This is a genomic window from Desulfuromonas carbonis (assembly GCF_054658035.1).
In genome coordinates this window covers 334,102-360,027 of record NZ_BAAHXR010000001.1, presented here as the reverse complement: position 1 = coordinate 360,027, position 25,926 = coordinate 334,102, and the positions used below count along the sequence as shown (strand labels likewise).

The window sequence follows — 25,926 nt, the reverse complement described above, 5'->3', positions numbered from 1 at the left end:
GACTCCTCCCTGTTAACAGCAAAGTTCTGGTCTCACGCAACGACGCAACGCCAGGCGGAGCGAGGGTCCAAGGGCGCCTGCCGGGGCGTTTCGCGCGGATCACTTCGGATAGAATCTGATTAAAATCGGATTTGACTTGAAACACAAGCCTGGTCCGGTTTTTATTCGACCGGGTCCGATGTGATCCGCGGGCAACCGTTCTTTCTTCTCTCCCTCTCCTGCCCGGACTTCCCCGCTCCAGTAGCGTTATGGTAACCTCCTGGAACAGCCCGTCTGCTGCAAGCAGCTGATTGCATCCTGCCGACCGACCTGTTGTTGGTCAAGTGGATATTCATTATGATAACCTTCGCCGCGCCACCGGCGGCCACAGGAGCCTGCCATGAGTGAGGATGCGCCGCTGATCCGCTGTCCCTGGCCGGGGAGCGATCCCCTCTATCGGGATTACCACGACCGGGAGTGGGGGACGCCCCTCCACGACGATCGCCAGCTCTTCGAGTTTCTGACCCTCGAAGGGGCCCAGGCCGGGCTCGCCTGGATCACCATCCTGCGTAAGCGCGAGGGCTACCGCAAGGCGTTTGCGGACTTCGACCCCAAGCGGGTGGCGCGCTTCGATGCCGGGCGGGTGGCGCAGCTGCTGACCGATCCAGCCATCGTCCGCAACCGGCTCAAGGTCGAATCGACCGTCAGCAACGCCCGCGCCTTTTTGCAGGTGCAGGAGGAGTTCGGCTCCTTCGCCGCCTACATGTGGCGCTTCGTCGATGGCCGGCCGCGGCAGAACGCCTGGCGCCGCCTCGCCGAGGTGCCGGCCAGCACCCCGCAGTCGGACGCCTTCAGCCGCGACCTCAAGCAGCGCGGCTTTCGCTTCGTCGGCACTACCATCTGCTACGCCCACATGCAGGCGGTCGGCATGGTCAACGACCACCTCGTCGACTGTTTTCGCTGGCGGGAGCTGGGTGGAGGGGCAGCATGACAGGTTCGGGTCTGAGCAAGTCGCTCCTTCTCAAGGGGCTGCAATGTCCCAAGGCGCTCTGGCTGACCAAGCATCCACCGGCCTTCGAGCTGCCGCCGCAGCCCGACCGCGAGGCGCTCTATGCCGCCGGCACCGAGGTCGGCCTGCTCGCCCAGCAGCTCTTCCCCGGCGGCGTCGAGGTCCCCTACGCCGGTCTCAGTGTCGCTGCGCAGCTCGCCCGCACCCGAGAACTGATCGACGCCGGCGTCCCGGTGATCTACGAGGCCTCTTTCGCCTTTGATGGTATCTTCGTCAAGGTCGATATCCTGGTGCGCGACCCCACTGCGGGGGAGGGGTGGCAGATCCACGAGGTCAAGATGGGGACCGCGGTCAAGCCGGTCAACCTCGAGGATGTCGCCATCCAGTATTACGTCCTCACCGGCTGCGGAATAGAGGTCACGGCGGCCTGGCTGGTGCACATCAACAACCAGTACCTCCGCCAGGGAGCGATCGAGGTGCAACAGCTCTTCAGCAGCGCGAACGTGCTAACCGAAGTGCTGGCACGCCAGGACGGCCTGCCACAGACCATCGCCGGATTGCGGGCGGTCCTGCCGGGGGACGAGCCCGCCATCGACATCGGCCCGCACTGCCGCGACCCCTACGAGTGTGACTTCATTCCCTACTGCTGGCGGCATATCCCCGAAAACTCGGTCTTCGACCTGCGCGGCAACGGCGTCAAAAAGTTCGATCTCTACCGGCGCGGTCTCGTCCGTTTCGAAGAGCTCCCCCTGGCCGAGCTCAACCCGGCCCAGCGCCAGCAGGTCGAGGCGACCCTGCAGCAGCGCGACAGCATCGATCGTCCGGCGCTTCGGGCCTTTCTCGACACCCTCTGGTACCCCCTCTGCCACCTCGATTTCGAGACCTTCAACAGCGCCATCCCCCTCTTTGACGGGACCCGCCCCTACCAGCAGGTGCCGTTTCAGTTCTCCGTTCATTGCCAGGGAGCGGCGGGGGCCGCTCCCGAGCACTTTGCCTTTCTCGCCCGGCCCGGAGTCGATCCGCGCCGCGAGCTGGTCGAGCGGCTGCTGGCGGTGATCCCGGAGCGGGCCTGCATCCTGACCTACAACCAGGCCTTCGAAAAGGGGGTGCTGCGCGAGCTCGCGGCGCTCTTCCCCGACCGTGCCGCGGCGATCGAACAACGCCTCGACAATGTCCGCGACCTGATGCTCCCCTTTCGCCGCCGCGACCTCTACTGCTGGCAGATGCGCGGTTCCTATTCGATCAAGGAGGTGTTGCCGGCGCTGGTCCCCGAGCTCTCCTACCAGGGGCTGGAGGTGGCCGACGGCCAGGCGGCGATGCAGGCTTATCACCAAATGACGATGCTGGGGGAAGGGGAGGAGCTGGAGCGATTGCGGGGGGCGCTGCTCGAATACTGTCGGCTCGATAGGTTGGCGATGGTGAAGATTGTCGAGGCGCTGGCGCGGATCGCGGCGACCCCGGAAACGGAAGGAGCCTGAACATGGATGTGATGGAACAGAAGCTGGCGGTGCGCTGGGCCGATCTCGACCCGAACGGCCATGTCCGCCACTCGATCTATTACGATTACGGGGCGCAGGTCCGCATCAACTGCCTGCAGCAGGCCGGTTTCGGCATCGACTGGATGACGCGTCACGGCGTCGGACCGGTGCTCTTTCGCGAAGAGGCGCGGTTTTTTCATGAACTTCACCTCGGCGACGAACTGCTCATCGATATGTGCCTCTCCGGGCTGTCGGCAGATCACCGCAAGTGGAGCATGCGCCACCACATCCGCCGCGGCGGCAAGACCTGCGCCACCCTCGACCTCGACGGCGCCTGGCTCGACCTGAAACAGCGCCGCATCGTGCCGCCGCCGGCCGGGTTGCTGGAGCGCTTCGCCGCCTTTCCGCGCAGCGAGGACTTTCGGGTTATCTAGTGTCTAGTTGCAAAAGTTAGCGATAGTGTTTCTCAGTTGCGACCCCTTGACCTCTCGCTTACGCCATACAAAAGGCTTGGCGTTGGGCTGATAGGCTTCTATAAAGGCCTCGATGGCCGCACGCAACTGGTCAATGCTTTGAAAACTGGCGTTCTTCAGTGCCTTACGTGAAAGAATGCCGAACCATATCTCGACTTGATTGAGCCAACTTGCAGAAGTCGGTGTAAAGTGAAACATGACGTTTGGGTGCTGCGCAAGCCATTCGTCGTTGCGTTTATGAATGCAATAATTGTCCAGGATCACGTGAATTTCTCGCTGGTCGCTGTCCGGAAGTTCTGAGAGGACCTGATCCATGAAGGCTAGGAAATCAACCCTTCTCTTGAACTCGGTTGTCTGCGTATGCACGGCGCCTGTCGCTACGTTGAGCGCCGCAAAAAGGTTCAGGGTTCCATGCCGTTTGTAGGTGCTCTTTAGGCCCTGGACGACTTTGCCGCTACTGGTACAGACATACCCTTTGGCGCGCTCAAGCGCCTGGATGCTCGGTTTCTCATCGACTGAGATCACCAAGGCTTTTTCGGGGGGCGCCAGGTAGAGCCCGATAATGTCAGCCGCCTTTGGTGCGAACTCTGGATCAGTGCTTACGCACCAACTTCGTTGTCGGGCAAGGCTGATATTGTGCTTGCGCAGCACTCGCCAAATGGCATCATCCGAAGCGCCAAACTGCTTGGCAAGCGCCGGGCCGTCCCAACATGCCTGGCCGGGCGGTGGCGGAAGTTCCAACGCTTTCAGAACTCGCGTTTGAAACGCCTGGTCATATTTCGGCGGTTTGCCAGAGCGCGGGCGATCATATAGCCCGGCAATACCCGCAGCGGAGAAACGGTTCCGCCATTCAATAACCGTGTTCGGGCGCACGTTAAGATCCATGGCGACCTTGCTGACGGATTCTCCGTCAAGGAGTTTGCAGATAATCCGGGCACGTTCAACAAGGCGCGCCTCCATGCTTCGACTGCTTGCCCATTCCCTGAGTGTCTGGCGGTCCTTTTCGCTGCACAGGGGTATTGGAGATTTTCTCGGCATAAGCGACTCCTTTCACGATGGTGGGGGTGAAAGAAGTCTATATTATAACGCTTAGTTTTGCAATTAAACACTAGGTCGGTCGACCCCCCTTGGGCGTCTGGTCGGGCATTCTCCTATCCTTCTACGGGAATAATTTGTGAAACATCCGCCCCTCCCCAGCGACAGCAACCCGCCGCAGCGCCAGCTCCTCGATGTGTTTCGCTACAGTCGGCGCGCTCTCGAGCTGGTCTGGTCGACCAGTTGGCGGCTGGCCCTAGTCTTCGCCCTGCTGACCCTGGTCGCCGGGGTGCTGCCGGCGGCGGTGGCCTGGATCGGCAAGCTGATCGTCGACGGCGTGGTGGCGGCGATGGGGCAGCACCAGCAGAGCGGCAGCGCCGACACCAGCTACGTCCTCTTCTTCGTCGCCGCCGAGGCTGGCGTGGTGGCGCTGATCGCCGGCAGCCAGCGCGGCATCGCCACCTGCCAGGCGCTGCTGCGGGCGCTGATGGGGCAGCGCATCAACCTGATGATCCTCGAGAAGGCGCTGACCCTGCAGCTCGCCCATTTCGAGGACTCGGAATTCTACGACAAGCTGACCCGCGCCCGCCGCGAGGCCTCGACCCGCCCCCTCTCGCTGGTGACCCGCACCTTCGGCCTGGTGCAGAATGGCATCTCGCTGGTCAGCTACGGGGTGCTGCTGGTGCAGTTCTCCCCCTGGACGGTGCTGATCCTGCTGGCCGGCGGCATCCCGGAATTCCTCGCCGAGGCGAAGTTCTCCGGCGACAAGTTTCGCCTCTTTCGCTGGCGCTCGCCGGAGACGCGCATGCAGATGTACCTCGAGACGGTCCTGGCGCGGGAGGATTACGTCAAGGAGGTCAAACTCTTCCGCCTCGGGCCGAAGCTGATCGAGCGCTACAAGGAAATATTCGCCAAACTCTTCGCCGAGGATCGCCGCCTCACCCTGCGCCGCGACACCTGGGGCTTCGCCCTCGGCCTGCTCGGCACCGCCGCCTTCTACGGCGCCTACGCCTGGATCGCGCTCGCGGCGATCCGCGGCAGCATCAGCCTCGGCCAGATGACGATGTACCTGATGCTCTTCAAACAGGGACAGTCGGCGGTCTCGGCGAGCCTCTCGGCAATCAGCGGCATGTACGAGGACAACCTCTACCTTTCCAACCTCTACGAATACCTTGAACAGCCGGTGCCGGCCGTGCGCGGCGAGCTGCGGCAGGGGCCGCGCCCCGGCGACGGAGTGCGTTTCGAGGCGGTGAGTTTCAGCTACCCCGGCAGCGAGGCGCCGGCGCTGCAGGAGATCAGCCTGCACCTGCTCCCCGGCGACAGCCTGGCGCTGGTCGGCGAGAACGGCTCGGGCAAGACGACCCTGATCAAGCTGCTGACCCGCCTCTACACCCCCGACAGCGGCCGCATCCTCCTCGACGGCCTCGATCTGCAGGAGTGGGACGGCGCGGCGCTGCGCGAGCGGATCGGCGTCATTTTTCAGGATTTCGGCCGCTACCAGTTCCTGGTCGGGGAGAATATCGGCGCCGGCGACATGCGTCACTTCGAAGACCGGCAGCGCTGGCAGGAGGCGGCGCAGAAGGGGATGGCGAGCGAGTTCATCGAGCGGCTGCCGCAGCGGTACGACACCCAGCTCGGCAAGTGGTTCAAGGGGGGGCGCGAGCTTTCCGGCGGCCAGTGGCAGAAGATCGCCCTGGCCCGGGCCTTCATGCGCGCGGGCGCCGATATCCTGGTCCTCGACGAGCCGACCGCGACCATGGACGCCGCCGCCGAGGCGACGATCTTCGAACACTTCCGCGAGCTGAGCCGCGGCAAGATGACGATCCTGATCTCGCACCGCTTCTCCACCGTGCGCATGGCCGACCGCATCGTCGTCATCGACAAGGGGCGGGTTGTCGAGGCGGGGAGCCATGCCGAGCTGATGGCGCTCGGCGGCCAGTACGCCTATCTCTTCTCGCTGCAGGCGGAAGGGTATCGCTGAGGCATCCGCGGATCATCGGCCTTGAATGGCGTCGGCAACTCCTCTATTCTGGCCTTCATTGAACCTTTCCTTTCTTCAGGAGCAGCGCACCATGGAAATCGACCTCGATGTACTGAGCCACCTGCTCAAAAAACGCACCGACGAAATCGACGCGATCGTCGCCGGCACCGGTTATCTCACCCGCACTGTCATCGGCGTCGGCACCTTCCTCCTCGACCACGACGGCAACATCGACCTGCTGACCGCCAAGCAGCAGGTCACCTTCGAGCGCTTTTTGCTGCCGCTGCTGGAAAAACCCTGGCATCATCCCGGCAGCAGCGGCGCGGGGTGAACCGGCTGGCGGCCGTCACCAGGTTGCCTGACTCACAACGTTAAAACCGCCTGTCGGGTAAACCCGGCAGGCGGTTTTTTCTGGAAGTGAGGCAAGGTGATGGTCGAGGAAGGCCCAGTCCGGCGCTAAGGTGCCGCGGTCAAGCCTGGAATCCCCCGCTCGCTGCCGGCCAGGTCTCAGTCACGGCCGCGGTCGTTATGACCTCGATCATCGTCCCTGCGGTTGTCATGCCCTTTGTCTTTATGGCCTCGGTTGTCCTGGTCCCGGCCCTGGTCATGCTGCCCGCCTTTATTTTTGTACCTGACTTCCTTGGGGTAGTGGTCGCGCGGCAAGGATTCCCAGGGGCCCCTTCTGGACTTGGCGTAGTACCAGCGGCTGTCGTTGTAGTGATAATGGTAGCCGTCCTGGTAATAGTAGGGTTCTGAATCAAACTCCACGACGGGCGGCAGAATCGGCACCGTCACCACGACACCGACGCTTGGGCCCCGCGATCCCATTGACATTGCCATGCCGGGTAACAACAGGGCCAGCAGGACGACCGTTGTAATCAAAATCCTTTTCATGGTGCCTCCGGTTGGAAGGGCATTCTTGCGCGCAATGGGCAGATCCCGTGGGCTGAACTGGAAAGAATCCTTCTGTCCGTCCGATGAGGTCATTTTGCGGATTTCCGTAAAGATTCAGGCCGATTCCGCGTTGCGCTGTTATTACAGAGAAAGAGCAAGAGGTGTGCCGGGTGGGCGGGATGGCCATGACGTGGGAGGAGGCGCTTTCCGCAAGGGCCGGATGGGAGTGGACAGAAAGAATCACAGGTTGGTGGGAGCTGTTCCGCCTTCAGATGCGGCGGTTCTTTCAGATGTGGCGGAAAACAGGGGTGGCAAGGGACCCGATAGGTTCCAGAACCCCTGTTGAATCTTGAACATCCCGGTTGGGCGGTCAGTCCGGGGATAAGGCGCCAAACTGGTGGCGTTCATCTTAAAAGTCAGCAGAGACCAACGGGCACCAAGGGGGAGAGAACCAAGGGAGTTCTACCTTTCAGGCTTTTTTGGCTTCGCCCTTGACCACGAAAACCGGCACCGTCGCCCGGGTCAGGACCTTCGTGGTGGTCGAGCCAAGACGCGCTTCCCCCAACCCCGGTTGCCGATGCGCGCCCATCACGATCACGTCAGCGCGGTACTGGGCGGCGGCATCGAGGATCGCCTGCTTGGCCGGCTTGCGTTCGATGTCGATACTGGCGATCAACGATTCACTCGCTTTCAGCTTTACCAGCCGTTCATGGATGACATTCTGCAACTGCCCGCGGATATGACTCTCCTCTTCCCGCAGCGATTTCTCGATTGAATCCTCCAGCTCACTCTGAGACATGTACAGCTCCCCGGTACTCTGGGCGCTGAATTTCATGATGTCAAAGCCGTGGATGACATGGACTTTGGCCTTGTATTTCTGGGCCAGGCTCAGGGCGTGGTCGAGGACGTAGCCGGTCCTGGGGCCAAGTCCGGACGCGAACAGAATCGACTTGATGTTCAGTTCCATGAGTTTCTCCCGCTGATGGTATCGGGGGCGTCGAGTGGACGCGAAGACAGATCGGAGGCAACAATCTAATTATGCCCCACCGCGGCGGGAATTAAAGGCCGGGAGAGCAGTATTCGACAAAATTCCGGCTCGCCCCTCGTCTCTTCCGCGGTTGACCAGCCTGGTCACTTTGGTGGTAGATTTAACGCAGATTCCATAAAACCGCTCAGGAAAAGGAGGCCCCATGCGCTACAACCGACTTGGCAACACCGGACTGTTCGTCTCGGAACTCTGCTTCGGCACCATGACCTTCGGCGGCGGGGCAGGGATCTGGGGGAAGATCGGCTCCTTGCAGCAGCAGGAGGCCGAACGGCTGATCGCCCTGGCCCTTAAGGCGGGCATCAACTTCATCGACACCGCCGATGTCTACGCCGGCGGCGTCGCCGAACAGATCACCGGCCAGGCGCTGAAAAATCTTCAGGTCAAACGGGAGGAGGTGGTGATCGCCACCAAGGTCTTCGGCGAAACCGGGGCCGGGCCCAACGGCCGCGGCGCCTCCCGGGCCCATATCCTCGACGGGATCAAGGCGAGCCTTGAGCGGCTGCAGCTCGACTATGTCGATCTCTACCAGATTCACGGTTTCGATCCTGCGACGCCTCTGGAAGAGACGCTGCGCGCGCTGGAGACCCTGGTGGAGGAGGGGCTGGTGCGCTATGTCGGGGTCTCCAACTGGATGGCCTGGCAGATCATGAAGGGTCTGGGGATCGCCGATCGCCTCGGCTTCTCCCGCCTGGCCTCCCTGCAGGCCTACTACACCATCGCTGGCCGCGACCTGGAGCGCGAGATCATCCCGCTGCTGCAGAGCGAAGGGCTCGGTCTGCTGGTCTGGAGCCCGCTGGCCGGTGGCCTGCTCAGCGGCAAGTACGGCCGCAACCGCAGTGGTGAAAAAGAGAGCCGGCGGGTCAACTTCGATTTCCCGCCGGTCGAGTTGGAGCGGGCCTGGCAGGTGATCGACAGCATGCGGCCGCTGGCCGAAACACGGGGCTGCTCGGTGGCGCGCGTCGCCCTCGCCTGGCTGCTGCACCAGCCCCGGGTGACCAGTGTCATCATCGGCGCCAAACGCCCGGAGCAGCTGGAGGATAACCTGGCTGCGGTGGCGATCGAGTTTTCGGACCAGGAGCTGGCGGCCCTTGACGAAGTCAGCCGCCTGCCCCTGGAATATCCGGGCTGGATGCTGGAGCGGCAGGGTGAAGTCCGCGCCCGGCAGCTGGCGCAAGCCAGGCGTTGAGCTGGTTGCTGCCGCACGTACCCCGAAATTTTGCAACCGTGACAGGCGCTTTGTGCTTTCTCTGGCCGCGCCGGGCTGGTATTTTCATGGGACCCCTATCCCCATGCCATCGAGATCCCCATGCGCATCCTCCATACTTCCGACTGGCACCTCGGCCGCCAGTTCCACAACGTCTCCCTCCTCGACGACCAGCGTTACGCCCTGGAACAGGTGCTGGAGATTATCCGCGCGCGCCAGGTCGACGTGGTGCTGGTCGCCGGCGACATCTACGATCGCTCGGTGCCGCCGGCGGCGGCGGTGGAGCTCCTCGACTGGGCCGTCCATGCCATCTGCCACGAGCTCAAGGTGCCGCTGATCCTGATCGCCGGCAATCACGATGGCCCGCAGCGCCTCGCTTTTGGTTCGCGCCAGCTCGCCGCCGCCGGGCTGCATGTGGCCGGGCCGCTGCGGCACGAGCTGGAACCGGTCGTTTTGGCCAGGGTAGGGGTTGAAATCGCCTTCTATCCGCTCCCCTATGCCGAGCCGGCCACGGTGCGCCAGGTCTTCGAGGTCGAGGTCTCCAGTCACGACCAGGCCATGGCATTCCTCCTTGAGAAGGTGCGCCGGCACAACGGAAGCGGGCGCCCCTGCGTGGTGATCGGCCACTGCTTTCTCGCCGGTGGCGTGGTCAGCGAGTCGGAACGCCCCCTCGCCCTCGGCGGCGCTGACCAGGTCGCGCCGGAACATTTCCGCCCCTTCGCCTACGCCGCTCTCGGCCACCTCCATGGTCCACAGCAGCGCGGCGCCGCACATGTGCGCTACTCCGGTTCGCTGCTCAAGTACTCCTTCTCCGAAGAGCGCCAGCGCAAGGGGGTTACCCTGGTCGAGCTTGACGCCGCGGGCAAAGCGACCATCGAGCAGATTCCTCTCACCCCGCGCCGTGACATGCGCATCCTGGAAGGCTCCCTGGCCGAACTGCTCGCCGCAGGTGCGAGCGACCCCGGGCGCGACGATTACCTGCTGGTGCGCCTGACCGACAGTCACGCCATCCTCGACGTCATGAGCAAGTTGCGCGAGGTCTATCCCAACGTGCTGCACCTGGAACGCCCCGGTCTGATGGGGCGGGGCGAGGCGGCGCAGGTCGGGCGCGAGCGGCTCAAGCAGGGAGAACTGGCGATGTTCGAGGATTTCTTCGACCAGGTTGCCGGCGAGCCGCTGAGCGATGCCCAGCGGGCGATCGTCAGCGCGACCATTGAAGCCCTGCACCGGGAGGTGGAGTGATGCGGCCGCTGCGCCTGACCATGACCGCATTCGGCCCCTTCCCCGGCGCGGTGCAGATCGACTTCACCCGCCTGGGGGAGAACCCGCTCTTCCTCATCAATGGCCCCACCGGCTCGGGCAAGACCACCATCCTCGATGCGTTCTGCTTCGCGCTCTATGGCCGGACCACCGGCGACGAGCGTGAAGGGGCGCAAATGCGCTGCGACCTGGCGGCGAGCGACACCCTGACCGAGGTCGTGTTCGAATTCGAACTGGCCGGGCGGCGCTTCAGCGTCCGCCGCAGCCCGGAGCAGCAGCGCCCCAAGGCGCGCGGTGAAGGCTTCACCACCCAGGCGCCGGAGGCAGAACTGAAGGAACTGCTGGAAGGGGGCGGGGTTAAGCTGATCGTCGCCAGCAAGGTGAGCGAGGCGACCCGGGAGATCGAAGAACTGACCGGGCTCTCCGTCGACCAGTTCCGCCAGGTGATGGTGCTGCCGCAGGGGCAGTTCCGCCAGTTGTTGATGGCCGATTCGGGGGCGCGCGAGAAGATCTTCGGCCAGCTCTTTCAGACCCGCATCTATCGCCGCCTGGAGGAGAGCCTCAAGGCCCGCGCCGCCGAGATCCGCCGCGAGCGCGAGCGCCAGCTGCAGCTGCAGCAGGGGATGCTGGAGGGGGCGAGCCTGGCGAGCCCGGAGGCGCTGGAGGCGGAGCTGGCCGAGCTGGAGCCCGTCTGCGTGTTGGCGAAGGTCGAAAAGGAGACCAAGGAGCGGGCTTTTTCCGAGGCGGAAAAGAGACTGTTGCAGGCGAGGAATACCGAACAGCAGTTCCATCAACTGGAGAAGGCCGCCCGCGACCTGAAAGAGTTGGAAGCGGACCGCCCGCGGATCGATGCCGAACGCTCCAGAATCGACCGAGCCGAGCAGGCCCGCAAGCTGCAACCTCTCTTCAGCGATCGCTCCCGCTGTGAGCGCGAGCTGGAGCTGGCCCGGCGGAAGGCCGCAGAAGCCGAGGGGACGTTCCGCACCGGAAAAACCGCGCTGGAGCAAGCGACCCGGAAGAAAGAGATTTCCCCCCGGTTGCAGGCCGAACTCAAACAGGCCGCTGAAACGCTGACTAGGCTGCAGGGATACGGCGAGCGCGTCGGGAAGCTGGCGACGGCCCGCGCGGCCGCTGAAGGAGCCAGCCGCGACGCCGCGGCTGCCGACCTGCTGGTGCGGTTCAAGCTCCTCGCCGATAGCTTCCTGACCCTCCACCAGCAGGAGCAGCAGGCTCGCCAGGTCGAAGAATACCAGCAGCGTCTTCAGGCCGCCCGGGAGAAAGAAGCGGCCTTGCGCCGCGCCTACGAGGAGTGCAACCAGCGCACCAGGGTCCTTGAACTGGAGTGGCACCAGGGGCAGGCAGCGATCCTCGCCAGGGAACTGCAGGCCGGCACTCCCTGTCCCGTCTGCGGCAGCCTTGAGCACCCGTCCCCGGCCCGCACCGACCGCGAACTTCCCGATCAGCAGCAGCTCGAAACGGCGCGGCGCACCGTGCAGGAGGCCTTCGATCGCCTCGATACCGCAAAGCTCCAGACCGCCAGGGAACAGGAATCGCTTCGGGATCTGCAGCGCCAGGCGGAAAACCTGGGGACTACTGTCAAGCCCGGCACCACGCTCGCCGGGCTGAAGGAGGAGATCGCTGCGGTTCAGCGGGAGGCAAAGGTATCCGCTTTTGACCTGCCGGACCGCGAACAGGTTCAGCGACTCGCTGCGGAACAGCTTCGTGCGGAGCGGGAAACGAGGCGGGCCGCATCTGCCGCCGCCCGGGCCCAGGTCGAGACCGCCGGGCAGGAGCTTCCCGAGGCCTACCGCGAAGAGGGGGCGCTTGCCGCCGCGGTTGCGGAAACCACCCGCACCATCGGCCAGATCGAGGGAGAGATCCGGGGCCTGGAGGAGACCTGCCAGCAGGCGCAAAACCACCTGACTGCTGCGAAAGTTGCGCTTGAGGCGGCCGAGGAGCAGCAGGAAAGAGCCCGGGCCGCCCTCACCGAGACACAGAATCTGTGCGCCAGTGCTCTCGCGGCGAGCCCTTTCGCCGATGAAGCTGAATACCGTGCCGCTCTTCTCGACGAGGCAGTGCTGCAACAGCTGAAGCAGCAGGTCTCCGTTTATGACAGCAGCTGCCAGCGTCTCGCCGGTGCCCAGGAACAGCTGACATTACAGCTGGAAGGAATTGCCCGACCCGATCTGGAACGGCTCGAAACCGCGAGCAGCTCGGCCAGGGCCGAACGGGATGATACCGGCGAGCGCTGGCGCACTCTCGATAACCGGTTGCTCCAACTGAAAACGACGAAAAACAAGCTCGCCAAGGCCGCCGCCGACCGGGAAGAACTCGACCGGCAGTACGCCGTGGTCGGCACCCTGAGCGATGTCGCCAACGGCCAGACCGGCAACAAAATCAGCCTGCAGCGTTTTGTCCTCAGCGTGCTGCTTGACGATGTGCTGGTCGAGGCGAGCCGGCGCCTCACCCTGATGAGCAAAGGGCGTTACCAGCTGTTGCGCAAGGAGGAGCGCGCCAAGGGGAACAAGGCTTCCGGGCTCGAATTGGAGGTGGAGGACGCCTACACCGGCAAGCAGCGCCCGGTGGCGACCCTCTCAGGCGGCGAGAGCTTCATGGCGGCGCTCGCCCTGGCGCTGGGACTCTCCGACGTCGTGCAGGCCTACGCCGGTGGCATCCGCCTCGATACCCTCTTCATCGACGAGGGGTTCGGCAGTCTCGACGCCGAGTCACTGGAGCTGGCGATCCGCACCCTGGTCGACCTGCAGGCGACCGGACGCATGGTCGGCATCATCTCCCATGTCGCCGAGCTGAAGGAGCAGCTCCCCTTGCGCATCGATGTTCTGGCGAGCCGTGCCGGCAGTTCCGTTGCGGTGGTAACCCCCTAGGAGCCTGTCGGACTATGCGGGACGAAGCGAAAATTCGGATGTTGGAGACCAGATTTTGGCTCGTTTGCGGGCTCATAGCCAGAGCTATGGGCCAAAAAGGAGCCAAAATATGGGCCGAACAGCCGGATTTGCAGCCGGCGCATGGATAGTCCGACAGTCTCCAAGCCGCCCTGGGGCGCCGAAACGGAAACAGCCGAAGGCAATGCGCCTTCGGCTGTTTGTGGTTTTGCGGGAGAGGATTTCGTTCACTCCTGCTGATTTGAGCGCCGGCCGCTGTTGCCGACCGTGGCCATCAGGCCGTCGATCAGCTGCTGCTTCTGTTCCGCCGTCAAGCGGGCTTCGGTGTGGAGCAGCAGGTACTGCAGGGGCGGCATCTCCCCCTCACTGATCACCTCGCGCAATTCTTTTATGTTTTCCCCTTCGCGCTGTCCCTGGCGCCAGTCGGAGAAGTTGAGGTGTTTGCGGCCGCCATAAACGTCCACGGCGACCAGCCAGGAGGCCGGGGCGACATTGGCGTACCAGGGCCAGACCGTTTCGTTACTGTGGCAGTCGTAGCAGGCGAGCTTGGCGAGGTTGCGGGTCTGCTCGCTGTCCCAGGCCGGCTCCCTGACGATGGGCGGATTCTCGTGGTCATGGCCGTAGGGAATGAACTGGATGGCAGGAAAGAGAATCGACAGAATGAAGAGTGCCCACAACCGGTTCTGGTAGGAAAAAAAAGACGACATAGACTCCCATCCTTCCTGGAAATAACCCTTTTCCGCCTGAGTTTACCGAAGCCGGCTGCGATTGCCAATAAATAAATGCTAATAAATCCGGGAACTCATTGCCGGAAGGCCGGCAGAGAGTTCCTTGCCAAGCCCGGCGGGGTTGCTAAGCTTTAACCGAAGACGCAGTGAGCGTTCCGGAAGGAGTTGCCGATGAAAGAGAAATCTCCGCGGGAGCTGCTTGAACCCCGTGACCTGCTGGCCATCTATCGCGACATGGTGCGCATTCGCGAGTTCGAGGAGTCCTGTCCGAAACTTTACAGCCAGGGGAAGATGGGCGGTTTTCTCCATCTTTACAGCGGCCAGGAAGCGGTCGGCGTCGGCGTCGCCCATGCCATGCACCGCGAGGATTACATGGTCAGCGCCTACCGGGAACATGGCCTGATCATGGCCAAGGGGGCCGAGCCCAAGTACGTGATGGCCGAGCTCTTCGGCAAGGCGACCGGGGTGAGCAGGGGAAAGGGGGGGTCGATGCACATGTTCGACGCCGACCTGCGCTTCATGGGGGGGTACGGCATCGTCGGCGGTCACCTGCCGCTGGCGGTCGGGGTCGGTTACGCCATCCTCTACCGGGAATCGGACGAGGTGGTGGTCTGCCTCTTCGGCGACGGCGCCACCAACCAGGGGGTTTTTCACGAGGCGATGAACATGGCCGCCCTCTACCGGGTGCCGGTGGTCTTCGTCTGCGAAAACAACGGCTACGGCATCGGTACCAGCGTGGTCCGGGCGAGTTCCCTCGACCAGCTCTACAAGAAGAGCTGCGCCTACGAGACTCCCGGGCTCAAGGTCGACGGCATGGACGTGCTGGCAGTCTACGAGGCGGTGCGCCAGGCGGTGCACAAGGCCCGCTCCGGCGAGGGGCCGACCTATATCGAGGCGATCACCTACCGCTTCCGCGGCCATTCGATCTCCGACCCGGGGACCTACCGCAGCGAGCAGGAGAAGAAGATCTGGCAGGAACGGGACCCGATTCCCAACTTTGCCGCTTTCCTGGTCCAGGCCGGACACTTCACGAAGCAGGAGCTTGCGGCGGTCGACGGGGAGGAGCAGGAGCTGATCAAGGCGGCGATCCGCTTCGCCGAGGAGAGCCCCGATCCCGATCCGGAGGAGTTGTGGACCGATCTCTATGTCGAATAGGTCGCAACCTGCGGATGACAGAGTACCTGAAGACCTGTAACCGGCAAGCCTGACTTGCCTGGAGTTTGCCATGGCTGAAATCACCTGTCGCGAGGCCCTGAACCAGGCCCTGCGGGAAGAGATGGAACGGGACAGCTCGATCTTTATCCTCGGCGAGGATGTCGGCCTTTATGAAGGGTCCTTCAAGGTGACCAAGGGGCTGCTCGCCAAGTTCGGCGAAAAACGGGTCCTTGACACTCCGATCGCCGAGGCCGGCATTGTCGGCCTCGCCTGCGGGGCGGCGATGGCCGGGCTGCGGCCGATTGCCGAGCTGATGACCGTCAACTTCGCCATCGTCGCCATGGACCAGATCTTCAACCACGTGGCGGTGGCGAGCTACATGTTCGGCGGCCAGGTGCGGGTTCCCCTGACCATCCGCGCCCCCGGAGGCGCCGGTCACCAGCTCGGCGCCCAGCACAGCCATTCCCTGGAAGCGCTCTTTGCCCACTGCCCCGGGTTGCGGGTGGTGGTCCCCTCGGTTCCTGCCGATGCCAAGGGGCTGCTGAAGAGCGCCATCCGCAGCGACGACCCGGTCCTCTTTCTCGAACACGAGGGGCTCTACGGCGTCAAGGGCGAGGTGCCGGAAGGAGAACATCTGGTCCCCCTCGGCCGGGCCGATATCAAGCGCTCCGGCCGCGACGTCACCCTGGTGACCCTGTCGCGCATGGTCTATGTCTGCCTCGAGGCGGCCGAACAACTGGCCAAGGAGGGGATCGATGCCGAGGTCGTCGATCTGCGCGGCCTCAATCCCCTCGACATGACCACGGTGCTCGCTTCGCTGCGCAAGACCCGGCGCGCGGTCACCGTCGAGGAATCCTGGCTCTCCTTCGGTTGGGGCGGGGAGATCGTCGCCCGCATCATGGAGCAGGGGTTCGACGATCTCGATGCCCCGGTGCTGCGGGTCGGCGGGGCCGATGTGCCGATGCCCTACAACAAACACCTCGAAAAATCAGCCATCCCCGATGCCGCCCGAGTGGCGGCGCGGGTCATGGAGCTCTTCTGAGCCCCTTAAGCGAAGGAATCACGCCAGTTTTCAAATAACCGTTGGCGCCGGCGGCCGGTCCGCCGGTTCATTGCGACCACAAGGAGAGGGCAAGTTAATGGCAACCGAAATCACCATGCCGAAGTTGAGCGACACCATGGAAGAGGGGACGATCCTTAAATGGCACGTGGCCGAAGGGGATAGAATCGCCCGCGGCGATATCATCGCCGAGGTCGAGACCGACAAGGCGGCGATGGAGATGGAGGCCTTCGAGGATGGCACCGTTGCCGCCATCAAGGTGGCCGAGGGGGAGACGGTACCGGTGGGTACCCTGATCGCCATTCTCGATGTCGCGGCGGCGAAGCAGGAGAAGAAGGATAAGGAGGAAAAGCAGGAGAAGAAAGATAAGGAAGAAAAGCAGGAGACAGAAAAGGAGGAAAAGGAAGAGAAAAAGGGGACAGCGCGGGCGCCGGCGGCGGCCAAAACGCCCGTCAAGCCGGAGGCTGCCGAAGAAGAGCCGCAACCGGCGGCGCAGGGAGTAGCGCCGGCGTCCCGAAAAGAGGAGGCGATGACAGGGGCGCGGCCCGGCGGTCAAACGCCGCCCGCCTCGCCGGCAGCACGGCGTCTCGCCCGGGAGAAGAATGTCGATCTCGCCAGGGTCCGCGGGAGCGGGCCGGGGGGGCGAATCCTGGTGGCCGATATCGAACAGGCGGAAGCCGGCGCAGTGAAGGGGCCGGCAACTGCCTCCTCTGCGGCCGCGCCGACCTCGGGCAAATCGGTCAAGATCCGCCGCATCGTCGCCCGCAAGATGGTCGAGGCCTGGGAGACGATCCCCCATTTCTACGTCACCGTCGCCGTCGACATGACCGACGTCATTCGTTTCCGCAAGGATCTCAAGGTCAGCATCAACGATTTCATCGTTGCTGCCACCATCCGTTCCCTGCAGGAGCATTCCTGGGTCAACAGTCATCACCTTGACGGCGAAGCGGTGGAGCAGGCCCGGATCAATATCGCCATGGCGGTCGCCACCGACCGCGGCCTTTACAACCCGGTGCTGAAGGACTGCGCCGCTTTCTCCCTGCGCGACATCAGCCGGAAAAGCCAGTCGTTGGCCGAGAAGGCGCACCTGGGAAAGCTCACCCCGGAAGAGATGCAGGACGGGACTTTCACCATTTCGAACATGGGAATGCTCGGGGTCGAATCCTTCAGCGCCATCATCACCCCGCCGCAGGTGGCGGCCCTGGCGGTCGGTACCGCCCGCGGTGAGCTGGTGGTCGATGAACATGGCGAATCGACGATCGCGCCGATCCTGCGCCTGACGCTTTCCGCCGACCACCGGGCCCTGGATGGCGCCGACGCCGCGGAGTTCCTTGCCACCCTGAAGAGCTACCTCGAAGCGCCGGTGGTCCTGATTGCCTGCGGCAGCGCGGAGGAAGAGGCCTGAAATGAAAGAAGCCTGCCGTATTCCCGTCGAGGAGCTGACCTGGCGCTGCGATCCCGCGCAGTTCGAGTTCGAGACCACCGCCGAGCTCAAATGCCTGGAAGGGACGATCGGCCAGGACCGGGCGGTAACGGCGATCGAGTTCGGACTCTCCTTCAAGGACGACAATTTCAACATCTTTGTCCTTGGCGATCCTGGTACCGGGCGCTCCTCGACCATTCGCAAGCTGGTGCGGGGGCGGGCCGGCGACGAGCCGGTGCCGAGCGACTGGTGCTACGTCCTCTCCTTTGCCGATGCCAGCCGGCCGCGGGCCCTGCAGCTGCCGGCCGGGCGTGGTCGCGAACTGCAGAAAAAAGTGGAACAGCTGGTCGCGCGACTCGCCGAAGAGATCCCCAAGGTCTTCGAGAGCAAGGAATACGAAGAGCAGAAAGGGCGTATTACCGGCGAATACCAGGAGAAGCATCGGCAGCTCTTTCAGCGCCTCGAGCAGCACGCCAACAGCGAAGGATTCCTGCTGCAGCGCAGCGTCAGCGGCCTGGTCCTGGTGCCGACGCAGAATGGCGAACCCCTGTCGCAACAGGAATTCGAGGCGCTGGCGGAAGCAGAGCGCAAGCGGCTGGACCAGAAGGGGGAGGCGCTGCAGGAGAGGCTCAACGAGGTGCTGCGCAAGGTGCGGGACGGCGAAAAGGAGATGCGCGAAGCGATCGCCACCATGGAGAAGAAGGTCATGCTCTTCGCCATCGGCCATCTCTTTGATGAGCTCGAGGAGGAATTTTCCGGTTTTGCTCCGGTCCTCGACCATTTCGCCGCCTGCAAAAAGGACCTGGTCGAGCGCATCGACGAATTCCGGCCCAGCCAGGGGCCGCAAATTTCCATTCCCGGATTACAGGGGAACCAGGAACCCTCCTTCGAACGCTACCTGGTCAACCTCTTTGTCGATAACAGCGAACTGGACGGCGCTCCGGTGATCTACGAGGCGAACCCGACCTACTTCAACCTCTTCGGTCGCATTGAGCACACCATCCAGATGGGGAACGCTACCACCAACTTCACCATGATCAAACCCGGCGCCCTGCACCGGGCCATCGGCGGCTACCTGATCCTCGATTGCCGCGAGGTCCTGCTCAACCCCTTCTCCTACGAGGCCCTCAAACGCTGCATCCGCAACCACGAGATCAAGATCGAGGATATGGCTGAGCAGTTCCGGCTGCTGGCGACGGTCTCCCTCAAGCCCGAGCCGATCCCCCTCGACTGCAAGATCATCCTGATCGGGACGCCACTCCTCTACTATCTCCTCTACCAGTACGACCAGGATTTCCGCAAGTATTTCAAGGTCAAGGCCGATTTCGACCGGATGATGAAGAATACCTGGGAGAACGTTCAGCAATACGCCCGCTTCATCGCTTCCAAGTGCGAAGAGGAGAAGATTCTCCCTTTCGACCGCGGCGGCGTGGCGCGGGTCGTCGAATACTCGGCGCGCCTGATCGAGGACAAGGGGAAGCTCTCCTCGCGTTTTCTAGATATCGCCGACCTGTTGCGGGAGGCGGCCTTCTATGCCCGGCGCAAGGCGCTCGATCGGGTCGGCGCCGAGCATGTCGACCTCGCGGTCGAAGCCCGGATCTATCGTTCCAACAAGGCCGAGGAACGCATCCAGGAGCTCCTCGAAGAAGGGACGCTGCTGGTCGATACCGACGGCGCCGTGGTCGGCCAGGTTAACGGCCTCTCCGTCTACCTGCTCGGCGATTACTCCTTTGGCAAGCCGTCCCGGGTGACGGTGCGGACCTATCTCGGCAAGGGCGGAGTGGTCAATATCGAGCGGGAGGCCAAACTCTCCGGCCCCATTCACGACAAGGGGGTCCTGATTCTTACCGGCTTTCTCGGCGACCGCTTTGCCCAGGACAAACCGTTGGCGTTGGCGGCTTCCATCTGTTTCGAGCAGTCCTACGGCGGGATCGAAGGGGACAGCGCCTCCTCGGCCGAACTCTACGCCCTCCTGTCGTCCCTTTCCGGGGCGCCGCTGAACCAGGGAATCGCCGTCACCGGTTCGGTCAACCAGCGCGGCCAGGTTCAGCCGATCGGCGGTGTCAACGAAAAGATCGAAGGATTTTTTTCTCTCTGCAAGGTGCGTGGCCTGACCGGCGACCAGGGGGTGATGATTCCGATTCAGAACGTCCGCAACCTCCTCCTCAAGACCGAGGTGCGGGAGGCAGTGGCCGCCGGCCGCTTCCACCTCTGGGCGGTGGGGACAATTGACGAGGGGATCGAAATTCTCACCGGAGTGCCGGCCGGGCGGCGGCAGGAAGATGGTTCCTGGCCCGAGGGGACGATCAACGCCCGGGTGGATAGCCGCTTGCGGCAACTGGCGGATGCTGTCGCCCGCTTTTCCAGTGGCAAAGAGGGCTGAATGTAGATCGCTGCTGCAGAATGGGAAAGATTGGCCCGCCCCCCTCTTGCCTTTCTTCCACAGATTGTGGTCAAATGAATCCGGCGCATCTTCGCGCCGGATTCATTTCGGGGAGGGTCCTGTCATGCCGGGCGTTTTATCTGTCAGCGAGGAGCGGCTCGACGATGTTGAACTGCAACGTCAGGCCGAGTACTTCGCCGATGGCTTTATCACCCGCCACCTGCTCGACGCCGTTCCGACCCTCCTGCTGATTCTCAATCGCCAACGGCAGATCGTCTATGCCAACCGGACCCTGTTTGAACTGACCGGTGGCAGCGACATGGCCGCTCTGCGCGGTCTGCGCCCCGGCGAGGCCCTGCGCTGCCTGCATGCCCAGGTCACGCCGGACGGCTGTGGCAGCGGCCAACATTGCCAGGCCTGCGGGATGCTGGCGACGATCCTCGCCAGCCTCGACGGCAACTCCGCCCGCCAGGAGTGTCGGGTCACCCGCCACCGCGAAGGGAAATGCGAGGCCCTCGACCTGCGGGTCTCGACCACCCCGATCGAATACGGGGGAGAAACCTTCACCATTTTTTCCATTGTCGACATCAGCCACGAGAAGCGCCGCCAGGCGCTGGAACGGATCTTTTTCCACGATATTCTCAACCTCGCCGGGGGGATCCGCGGCTTTGCCGAGGTTCTCCTCGAACCGGAGGAAGAAAACCCCGCCCGCGTTGTGGATCATATTCGCGGCGCGGCCGAGCGGATCATCGATGAAATTCTCGCCCAGCGCACCCTGGCGGCGGCCGAGAGCCAGGACCTTGAGCCCCAGCCGAGTCCGGTCGCCGCCGACAGCCTGCTCGGCCAGGTGCTGAATATCTATCGTTTCCACGAGGTCAGCCAGGGCCGGGACCTGATGCATGCAAAGAATGGCGCGGTCGGGTTGCTGGTCAGCGACCCAACCCTCCTCGGCCGGGTCCTTGGCAATATGGTGAAAAATGCGCTGGAGGCCACCCCCCGTGGCGGGGTGGTCAGCGCCGGCTGTGCTGACGTCGACGGCGAGATCGAATTCTGGGTTCACAATCCCGGGGTCATTCCCGATCCGGTGCGTCTGCAGATTTTCCAGCGTTCCTTTTCGACCCGGGATGCCGGACGCGGTCTCGGAACCTACAGCATGCGCCTGCTCAGCGAGGACTACCTCGGTGGCCGGGTCGGTTTTTCCTCCAGCGTGAAGGAGGGGACCCGTTTTTTTGCCAGGTTCCCGCGTCAGTGGCGCGGGCGCTGACTACTTCTGTCCCTTCTCCTTTCCCGCGGTCTTCTCCTTGATCTTCTTCGGTTTGCAGGCGTGCTTTTTGTCCGCCGTGACCCCGCCGCATTTCTCGCAGCGGTAACTCCCCGGCCTCGCCTCACTCTCCGCTTTTCCTTTGAGACAACTCCCCATTTTTATTCTCCGCTGGCTGAGGTTTATTGGCTCTGGTGAATCCCGCCGCGCTGGCGTGGGTGAGAATCTGCTCGGCTTCGACCAGGACCCGGTAAATATCTTCACTGCCGCCAAGGCCGAGCTTGATCAGGTAGGCCGCGATGCCGAGGTTGGTGCGGGCCCGAAAGAGCTCAACCTGGGTGTCGAAATCCCGGGGCAGGCTGGTCCGTTCTTGTCGGTAGGTGGTCAGGAAAATTTCGTCGGGGTAGCGCTCAAGCAGCTCCGGCCGGGTAAAGAACTGGTTGCGAAACTGGGCGAGGAAACAGCCGACATCAAAGGCCGGAGGGAGGCAGAGGGAACTTTCGAAGTCGACCGCGGCGACAAACAGGGTATTGCGGTCCTCCTGGAGGTCCTGGCCGATAATGATGTTTTTCGGGTGGTAGTCGCCGTGCCCCTGGACCAGGTCATCTTCGCTGCCGCGGAGCAGTCCTTCCTCCCGGTGGAGAAGCAGGTCGTGGAGTCCTTTGGCGCGGGTGCTGAAGGGATGGCCGATGCTTTGAAAGCGGTCGAGATAGCGGGCGAGCCGCTGCGCCTCGCGCTGCAGGAATTCCCCCGGCGGCGTCAGCACCAGGCGGCAGTTGTGCAGGCGTGCCAGCCACTTTGCCGCCATCTGCAGATAATGGCGTCCGTCTTCGGCGGGAGCGGCCTTGAGGCGATCGAAGAGAAGCTTTCCCCGTAACCCTTCCTGGATCAGGGTGTGATCCTCCCGGTCGGCATCGATGGCTGCCGGGACCCGATAGGTTCCGCCGGAAAATCCGTGGCTCGCGAGCGCCTCCATGATGCGATGGGCCCGTTCCGCCGATTGCCACTTGAAGGGGGTGTCGAGATTGCGGATGATGATCCGTTCCCGGATTTCATCCTCTCCTTTGGCGCCGAAGGTGACTTCGGTCACCCGGTTTTTGCTGCCGGCCCGGGGGATTTCCTTGTAGAAGGGGCGACAGCGGCCGGCTCGCAGTTCCCGGGTCAGCTCGGTAATGGTCGTTACCGGATGGTCGAAGAGGGTTGGGTAGAGACCGGCATAGCTGCCGCCATGGGTGTCGGTACCGGCGATGGCGGTAAAGCGCAGGCGGTGCCAGTCGCGCAGGCCGCGGCTGTTGCCGCGCACCGAGTGGTTGGAGTTGAAGATCTCAATACCGTTCCAGGCGGCATGGCACAGATTTTCATCGGTCGGCTGCTCTCCCTTGCGATAGGGATGGGCCCAGACCAGGGCCGCCTGCGCTGCTGCCTGACGTAACCCGGCGAGAGGGAGGTCACGGGGGAGGGTCGACTCGGCGCCGTAGACCAGGACATCGCCGAAATCTGCGGTCCGTGTCTCCTGGGCGGAGAAGATCAGAAAATGGTCCGGAACCCGGGCGGCCCGGCGCAAGTCCCGCAGTTCGGCCTCCGGCCAGAGGTAGTGGTGGTCAGTGAGAACCATCCCCTGCAGGCCCTTGGCAAAACAGCGCCTGACCAACTCGGTGGCACTGACATGACTGCAGGGAGAATGTTCAAGGCTGTGACAATGCATTTCCAGCAGCATCTGAGCGCTCCGGGGGCGAAGAGATTGCACCTATTCTAACGCAGATTGTCAACGGCTGCCTGGCCGAATCCAGGCTATTTGCTGGAGATTAAAAATGAATAATTTTGTGCTATACTGATCACAACGGGGCTTTTGAACTCATGAGGGATAAGGAGGCAGTCATGGCGCAGAGCTATCAGCAGGGGCGGACAGGTGGAAAGTTTTTCGATTTGGCATCCGGGGCCTGGGTGATCATGTTGCTGGTTGCGGCCGGGTTCGTGGCGCTGGTTACGGCGATACTGGTCGCCTGGCCGGCCATTGCCTATATAGCAAGTCATCACTTCGGTCTGGGCGGCTGAGACGCCGCTTGCATCGGAATCTCCATCCCGGGAATGGAAAAGGCAGCCTTTCGAGGCTGCCTTTTCCATTTGTGTTTCCGCCGACCAGCAGATCAGGCCGCAGCGGCCGGCAGCAAGGCATCGCGCTTGTTCTTGGTGCGTTGCAGGAACCAGACGATGGCGACCAGGGCGATGCCGCTCAGGTCGGTGACCAGGCCCGGTGTATAGAGGAGGATGGTGGCGACGGCGAGGATGAGCCACTCCGGGAGCGTGGTCTTGCGGATCCAGTAGAACATGGTCAGGGCCGAGAAGGCGATGGTGCCGAGGATCGCCGAGACAAAGGACGAGATAATCAGGTGAGGGGTGGCCATTTGCTCGCCGGCGACAATCACCTCGCCGGAATTGACCATGCCACCATTGGGAATGGCGATGTGCTTGACGTCCCCTTCCCGTTTGGCGTGGACTTCGATGGGCTGGTCGCCACTCAGAACGGTGACGATCTTGTCGCCGGCAACGAAATGGTCGCCGGGCTTGACATGGATTTTCATGACCGTGGCGAAGGGAATCTCGTCGTCGATGGCGGGCATGGTGATATTGACCGTCTTCGCCTGGAACAGGATGCTCGGGGTGAAGGCCATGAGGATAGGGACGACATAGAGGAGCTTGGCGTACTTGAAGCTGGTCCAGCCGGTCTTCCAAGGGTCGGAGCCGGCGATGGCGGCACCGGCATAGGCCGCGACGCAGACCGGGGGGGTGATGTTGGAATCCTGGCTGAACCAGTAGACGATCATGTGGGCGCAGATAATCGGCACCCCCATGTCTCCCAGCGGTGGTACGGCAAGGACCGCCGTGATCAGGTAGGCCGCGGTGACCGGTACCCCCATGCCGAGAACCAGGGAGGCAAGGCCGACCAGGCCGAGGGCGGCAAGCAGGTTGCCGTGAGCAAGGGAGATGATGATATCGGAGAATTTCAGCCCGACCCCGGTGAGGGAGATGGTGCCGACGATGATGCCGATGACGCCGAGGGTGGCGCCAATCACCAGGGTGTTGCGGGCCCCAGTCTGGATGGCATCCCAGATTTTGGCGATACCCATGCGGGTCTCGGCCTGGAACCAGCTGATCACGATGCAGGAGATGGTCGCCCAGAAGGCGGAAAACCCCGGGGAGCGTCCCAGAATCATGAGGACGGTGATAATGATCAGGGGCAGGGAAAAATACCAGTCTTTTTTCAGAACTTCCTTCCAGTGGGGGAACTCTTCGCCGACAAGCCCCTGGATTTTCAGTTTCTTCGCCTCGAAATGGATCATGCAGAAGACCGAGAAGAAGTAGAGCAGGGCCGGGAAGACCGAGATCATCATGATGTAGCTATAAGGAGTCTCGGTCAGTTCCGCCATCAAAAAGCCGCCGGCGCCCATGACCGGGGGGAGGAACATGCCGCCGATGGAGGCTGCCGGCTCGATCGCCCCGGCGACATGGGGGCGGAAACCGGCCCGCTTCATCAGGGGAATGGTGAAGGCACCGGTGGAGACCGTGTTGGCGATGGCGCTCCCCGATACCGAGCCGAACATGGCCGAGGCAATGACCGCGACCTTGGCCGGTCCGCCGGTGGTGCGGCCGGCGACCGCCAGCGGCAGGTCGATAAAAAATTTGCCGGCGCCCGATTTCTGCAGGAAGGCGCCGAAAAAGATGAAAAGGATGACATAGGTGGCGAGGACGCTTGCCATCACCCCGAAGACGCCGTTGGTCGTCAGGTAGAGGGAGGTGCAGAGGCGTTCGATGCCGAAGCCGCGGTGGGCGATGATCTCGGGGAAGTGCGGACCGAAGTAGCCGTAGCTCAAAAAGGCGAGACCGATGATGGTCATTGACCAGCCGAGAACGCGGCGGGCGACCTCCAGGGAGAGGAAGATGCCGACGACGCTGACCAGAGCATCCATTTCGTTCTCGGCCCCGGCCCGGTAATTAAGCGCTTCGAATTCGTGAATCCAGTAGTAGACCACGAGGGCCGAGGCCACGGCGAAGAGGATGTCAGAAAGTGCCGGCAACTGCGGCCAGCGCCGGGTCATCAGGGTGTCGACCGGCAACAGCGCTGCCGTGATGGCGAGGGTGGCCAGCCCCAGGCCGATCACCGCCCCGCCGTCGCTGAACGCGGCCACCACCCCCTGGCTGCTCCAGCGCTCGCCGAAGCCCATCAGCGTGGCGTGAAAGGTCGCCACGTCGGGAAAAAAGAGGAGGGCGGCGATGCTGCCGGAGATTATGGCGCCGAGGGCGAGTCCGAGCAGGAGGCGGATGCGCACTTTGCCGGCCGGGTAGAGCAGGAAGACCAGCACGTAGGTGACAAAGACGTAAACCCCGCGGTGGTACTGGGTGGCGACGGCCCGAAGGCCGGCCGAGTAGAAATAGAAGAGAACCATGACGGCGCCGAGAATTGCGACCAGCCACTTCCAGAAGCCGGTCGGAACCCGAAAGGACCGGGCCTCCTTTTCCATCAGCTTCTTGAGCTTGGCCTTCTCTGCGGCGGAGAGGTCCTTGATTTCTTCGCTGAGGTCTTCGCTCATCACGTATTTCGGCGCTCCTGGCTGGATAGGCGGGCTGGCGGGATATGTAGAAGCGGGGTCCGG

Annotated in this window: 20 protein-coding genes; 14 read left to right on the top strand and 6 right to left on the bottom strand. The window is 63.1% G+C overall.

The window, feature by feature from the left end:
- Positions 1–379: 379 nt before the first annotated feature.
- From ACYQ8E_RS01635 to ACYQ8E_RS01625, 3 genes are read left to right on the top strand one after another with little or no spacing between them, the layout of a single operon-like run.
- Complete coding sequence (locus tag ACYQ8E_RS01635) at positions 380–970, top strand: DNA-3-methyladenine glycosylase I (protein WP_066725754.1); 591 nt, start codon at positions 380–382, stop codon at positions 968–970.
- The gene (locus tag ACYQ8E_RS01630; protein WP_066725757.1) at positions 967–2,466 is read left to right on the top strand and encodes a DUF2779 domain-containing protein; all 1,500 of its coding nucleotides are present in this window, start codon (positions 967–969) and stop codon (positions 2,464–2,466) included. The genes ACYQ8E_RS01635 and ACYQ8E_RS01630 overlap by 4 nt, the downstream gene beginning before the upstream one ends.
- A 2-nt stretch (positions 2,467–2,468) precedes the next feature.
- Positions 2,469–2,900 (top strand): acyl-CoA thioesterase, encoded by a 432-nt coding sequence (locus tag ACYQ8E_RS01625; RefSeq protein WP_066725759.1) that lies wholly within the window; start codon positions 2,469–2,471, stop codon positions 2,898–2,900.
- Between the two features lie 3 nt (positions 2,901–2,903).
- On the opposite strand, the gene ACYQ8E_RS01620 is transcribed toward ACYQ8E_RS01625, so the two are convergent.
- Entirely contained in the window at positions 2,904–3,977 is a 1,074-nt protein-coding gene (locus ACYQ8E_RS01620; protein WP_082820209.1) for an IS630 family transposase, read from the bottom strand.
- Positions 3,978–4,113: 136 nt separating this feature from the next.
- Between ACYQ8E_RS01620 and ACYQ8E_RS01615 the strand changes: the two genes are divergently transcribed.
- Together ACYQ8E_RS01615 and ACYQ8E_RS01610 are read left to right on the top strand one after the other, a co-directional pair.
- The gene (locus tag ACYQ8E_RS01615) at positions 4,114–5,955 is read left to right on the top strand and encodes an ABC transporter ATP-binding protein (RefSeq protein WP_197463739.1); all 1,842 of its coding nucleotides are present in this window, start codon (positions 4,114–4,116) and stop codon (positions 5,953–5,955) included.
- Positions 5,956–6,046: 91 nt separating this feature from the next.
- Positions 6,047–6,286: a hypothetical protein gene (locus ACYQ8E_RS01610; RefSeq protein WP_066725762.1), complete on the top strand. Its 240-nt coding sequence runs from the start codon at positions 6,047–6,049 to the stop codon at positions 6,284–6,286.
- 176 nt (positions 6,287–6,462) lie between these two features.
- On the opposite strand, the gene ACYQ8E_RS01605 is transcribed toward ACYQ8E_RS01610, so the two are convergent.
- Both ACYQ8E_RS01605 and ACYQ8E_RS01600 read right to left on the bottom strand, forming a co-directional pair.
- Complete coding sequence (locus ACYQ8E_RS01605) at positions 6,463–6,942, bottom strand: hypothetical protein (protein WP_066725765.1); 480 nt, start codon at positions 6,940–6,942, stop codon at positions 6,463–6,465.
- 376 nt (positions 6,943–7,318) lie between these two features.
- On the bottom strand, positions 7,319–7,816 hold the full coding sequence (locus ACYQ8E_RS01600; protein WP_066725768.1) for a universal stress protein: 498 nt from the start codon (positions 7,814–7,816) through the stop codon (positions 7,319–7,321).
- 223 nt (positions 7,817–8,039) lie between these two features.
- Here ACYQ8E_RS01600 and ACYQ8E_RS01595 point away from each other — a divergent pair, with 223 nt between their 5' ends.
- The 3 genes from ACYQ8E_RS01595 (at position 8,040) to ACYQ8E_RS01585 (ending at position 13,246) form a co-directional block, all read left to right on the top strand.
- Positions 8,040–9,083 carry an aldo/keto reductase gene (locus ACYQ8E_RS01595; protein ID WP_066725771.1) on the top strand — a complete coding sequence of 348 codons (1,044 nt, stop codon included), beginning with the start codon at positions 8,040–8,042 and terminating at the stop codon, positions 9,081–9,083.
- A 120-nt stretch (positions 9,084–9,203) separates the two neighbouring features.
- Positions 9,204–10,343 (top strand): exonuclease SbcCD subunit D, encoded by a 1,140-nt coding sequence (locus ACYQ8E_RS01590; protein ID WP_066725773.1) that lies wholly within the window; start codon positions 9,204–9,206, stop codon positions 10,341–10,343.
- On the top strand, positions 10,343–13,246 hold the full coding sequence (locus ACYQ8E_RS01585) for an AAA family ATPase (RefSeq protein WP_066725775.1): 2,904 nt from the start codon (positions 10,343–10,345) through the stop codon (positions 13,244–13,246). Before ACYQ8E_RS01590 ends, ACYQ8E_RS01585 begins: the two co-directional genes overlap by 1 nt.
- A 245-nt stretch (positions 13,247–13,491) precedes the next feature.
- On the opposite strand, the gene ACYQ8E_RS01580 is transcribed toward ACYQ8E_RS01585, so the two are convergent.
- Positions 13,492–13,971: a heme-binding domain-containing protein gene (locus ACYQ8E_RS01580; RefSeq protein WP_066725777.1), complete on the bottom strand. Its 480-nt coding sequence runs from the start codon at positions 13,969–13,971 to the stop codon at positions 13,492–13,494.
- A gap of 192 nt (positions 13,972–14,163) precedes the next feature.
- On the opposite strand from ACYQ8E_RS01580, the gene pdhA reads away from it, so the two are divergent.
- The 5 genes from pdhA (at position 14,164) to ACYQ8E_RS01555 (ending at position 21,277) form a co-directional block, all read left to right on the top strand.
- Positions 14,164–15,147, top strand: coding sequence for a pyruvate dehydrogenase (acetyl-transferring) E1 component subunit alpha (gene pdhA / locus ACYQ8E_RS01575; RefSeq protein WP_066725780.1), 984 nt, complete (start codon positions 14,164–14,166; stop codon positions 15,145–15,147).
- A 70-nt stretch (positions 15,148–15,217) separates the two neighbouring features.
- Positions 15,218–16,189 (top strand): alpha-ketoacid dehydrogenase subunit beta, encoded by a 972-nt coding sequence (locus tag ACYQ8E_RS01570; protein ID WP_066725783.1) that lies wholly within the window; start codon positions 15,218–15,220, stop codon positions 16,187–16,189.
- 97 nt (positions 16,190–16,286) lie between these two features.
- Positions 16,287–17,612, top strand: a complete 1,326-nt coding sequence (locus ACYQ8E_RS01565) for a dihydrolipoamide acetyltransferase family protein (protein ID WP_066725786.1) — start codon at positions 16,287–16,289, stop codon at positions 17,610–17,612.
- Between the two features lies 1 nt (position 17,613).
- Entirely contained in the window at positions 17,614–20,013 is a 2,400-nt protein-coding gene (locus tag ACYQ8E_RS01560) for a Lon protease family protein (RefSeq protein WP_066725789.1), read from the top strand.
- Positions 20,014–20,137: 124 nt separating this feature from the next.
- The gene (locus ACYQ8E_RS01555) at positions 20,138–21,277 is read left to right on the top strand and encodes a PAS domain-containing sensor histidine kinase (protein WP_066725792.1); all 1,140 of its coding nucleotides are present in this window, start codon (positions 20,138–20,140) and stop codon (positions 21,275–21,277) included.
- Between the two features lie 121 nt (positions 21,278–21,398).
- Here ACYQ8E_RS01555 and ACYQ8E_RS01550 read toward each other — a convergent pair whose 3' ends face one another.
- Entirely contained in the window at positions 21,399–22,991 is a 1,593-nt protein-coding gene (locus ACYQ8E_RS01550) for a phosphotransferase (protein ID WP_082820212.1), read from the bottom strand.
- A gap of 161 nt (positions 22,992–23,152) precedes the next feature.
- Here ACYQ8E_RS01550 and ACYQ8E_RS01545 point away from each other — a divergent pair, with 161 nt between their 5' ends.
- Positions 23,153–23,329, top strand: a complete 177-nt coding sequence (locus tag ACYQ8E_RS01545; RefSeq protein ID WP_157471799.1) for a hypothetical protein — start codon at positions 23,153–23,155, stop codon at positions 23,327–23,329.
- 92 nt (positions 23,330–23,421) lie between these two features.
- Here ACYQ8E_RS01545 and ACYQ8E_RS01540 read toward each other — a convergent pair whose 3' ends face one another.
- A complete protein-coding gene (locus tag ACYQ8E_RS01540; RefSeq protein ID WP_066725795.1) occupies positions 23,422–25,863 on the bottom strand; it encodes a TRAP transporter fused permease subunit in 2,442 nt (813 codons plus the stop codon).
- Positions 25,864–25,926: the final 63 nt, after the last annotated feature.

Coding starts and splice junctions, on each gene's coding strand:
- ACYQ8E_RS01600 (WP_066725768.1), bottom strand. CDS start 7,816: ATGGAACTGAACATCAAGTCGATTCTGTTCGCGTCCGGACTTGGCCCC.
- ACYQ8E_RS01620 (WP_082820209.1), bottom strand. CDS start 3,977: ATGCCGAGAAAATCTCCAATACCCCTGTGCAGCGAAAAGGACCGCCAG.
- ACYQ8E_RS01555 (WP_066725792.1), top strand. CDS start 20,138: ATGCCGGGCGTTTTATCTGTCAGCGAGGAGCGGCTCGACGATGTTGAA.
- ACYQ8E_RS01565 (WP_066725786.1), top strand. CDS start 16,287: ATGGCAACCGAAATCACCATGCCGAAGTTGAGCGACACCATGGAAGAG.
- ACYQ8E_RS01625 (WP_066725759.1), top strand. CDS start 2,469: ATGGATGTGATGGAACAGAAGCTGGCGGTGCGCTGGGCCGATCTCGAC.
- ACYQ8E_RS01545 (WP_157471799.1), top strand. CDS start 23,153: ATGGCGCAGAGCTATCAGCAGGGGCGGACAGGTGGAAAGTTTTTCGAT.
- ACYQ8E_RS01550 (WP_082820212.1), bottom strand. CDS start 22,991: ATGCTGCTGGAAATGCATTGTCACAGCCTTGAACATTCTCCCTGCAGT.
- ACYQ8E_RS01630 (WP_066725757.1), top strand. CDS start 967: ATGACAGGTTCGGGTCTGAGCAAGTCGCTCCTTCTCAAGGGGCTGCAA.
- ACYQ8E_RS01580 (WP_066725777.1), bottom strand. CDS start 13,971: ATGTCGTCTTTTTTTTCCTACCAGAACCGGTTGTGGGCACTCTTCATT.
- ACYQ8E_RS01595 (WP_066725771.1), top strand. CDS start 8,040: ATGCGCTACAACCGACTTGGCAACACCGGACTGTTCGTCTCGGAACTC.
- ACYQ8E_RS01605 (WP_066725765.1), bottom strand. CDS start 6,942: ATGACCTCATCGGACGGACAGAAGGATTCTTTCCAGTTCAGCCCACGG.
- ACYQ8E_RS01590 (WP_066725773.1), top strand. CDS start 9,204: ATGCGCATCCTCCATACTTCCGACTGGCACCTCGGCCGCCAGTTCCAC.
- ACYQ8E_RS01570 (WP_066725783.1), top strand. CDS start 15,218: ATGGCTGAAATCACCTGTCGCGAGGCCCTGAACCAGGCCCTGCGGGAA.
- ACYQ8E_RS01540 (WP_066725795.1), bottom strand. CDS start 25,863: ATGAGCGAAGACCTCAGCGAAGAAATCAAGGACCTCTCCGCCGCAGAG.
- pdhA (WP_066725780.1), top strand. CDS start 14,164: ATGAAAGAGAAATCTCCGCGGGAGCTGCTTGAACCCCGTGACCTGCTG.
- ACYQ8E_RS01610 (WP_066725762.1), top strand. CDS start 6,047: ATGGAAATCGACCTCGATGTACTGAGCCACCTGCTCAAAAAACGCACC.
- ACYQ8E_RS01635 (WP_066725754.1), top strand. CDS start 380: ATGAGTGAGGATGCGCCGCTGATCCGCTGTCCCTGGCCGGGGAGCGAT.
- ACYQ8E_RS01560 (WP_066725789.1), top strand. CDS start 17,614: ATGAAAGAAGCCTGCCGTATTCCCGTCGAGGAGCTGACCTGGCGCTGC.
- ACYQ8E_RS01585 (WP_066725775.1), top strand. CDS start 10,343: ATGCGGCCGCTGCGCCTGACCATGACCGCATTCGGCCCCTTCCCCGGC.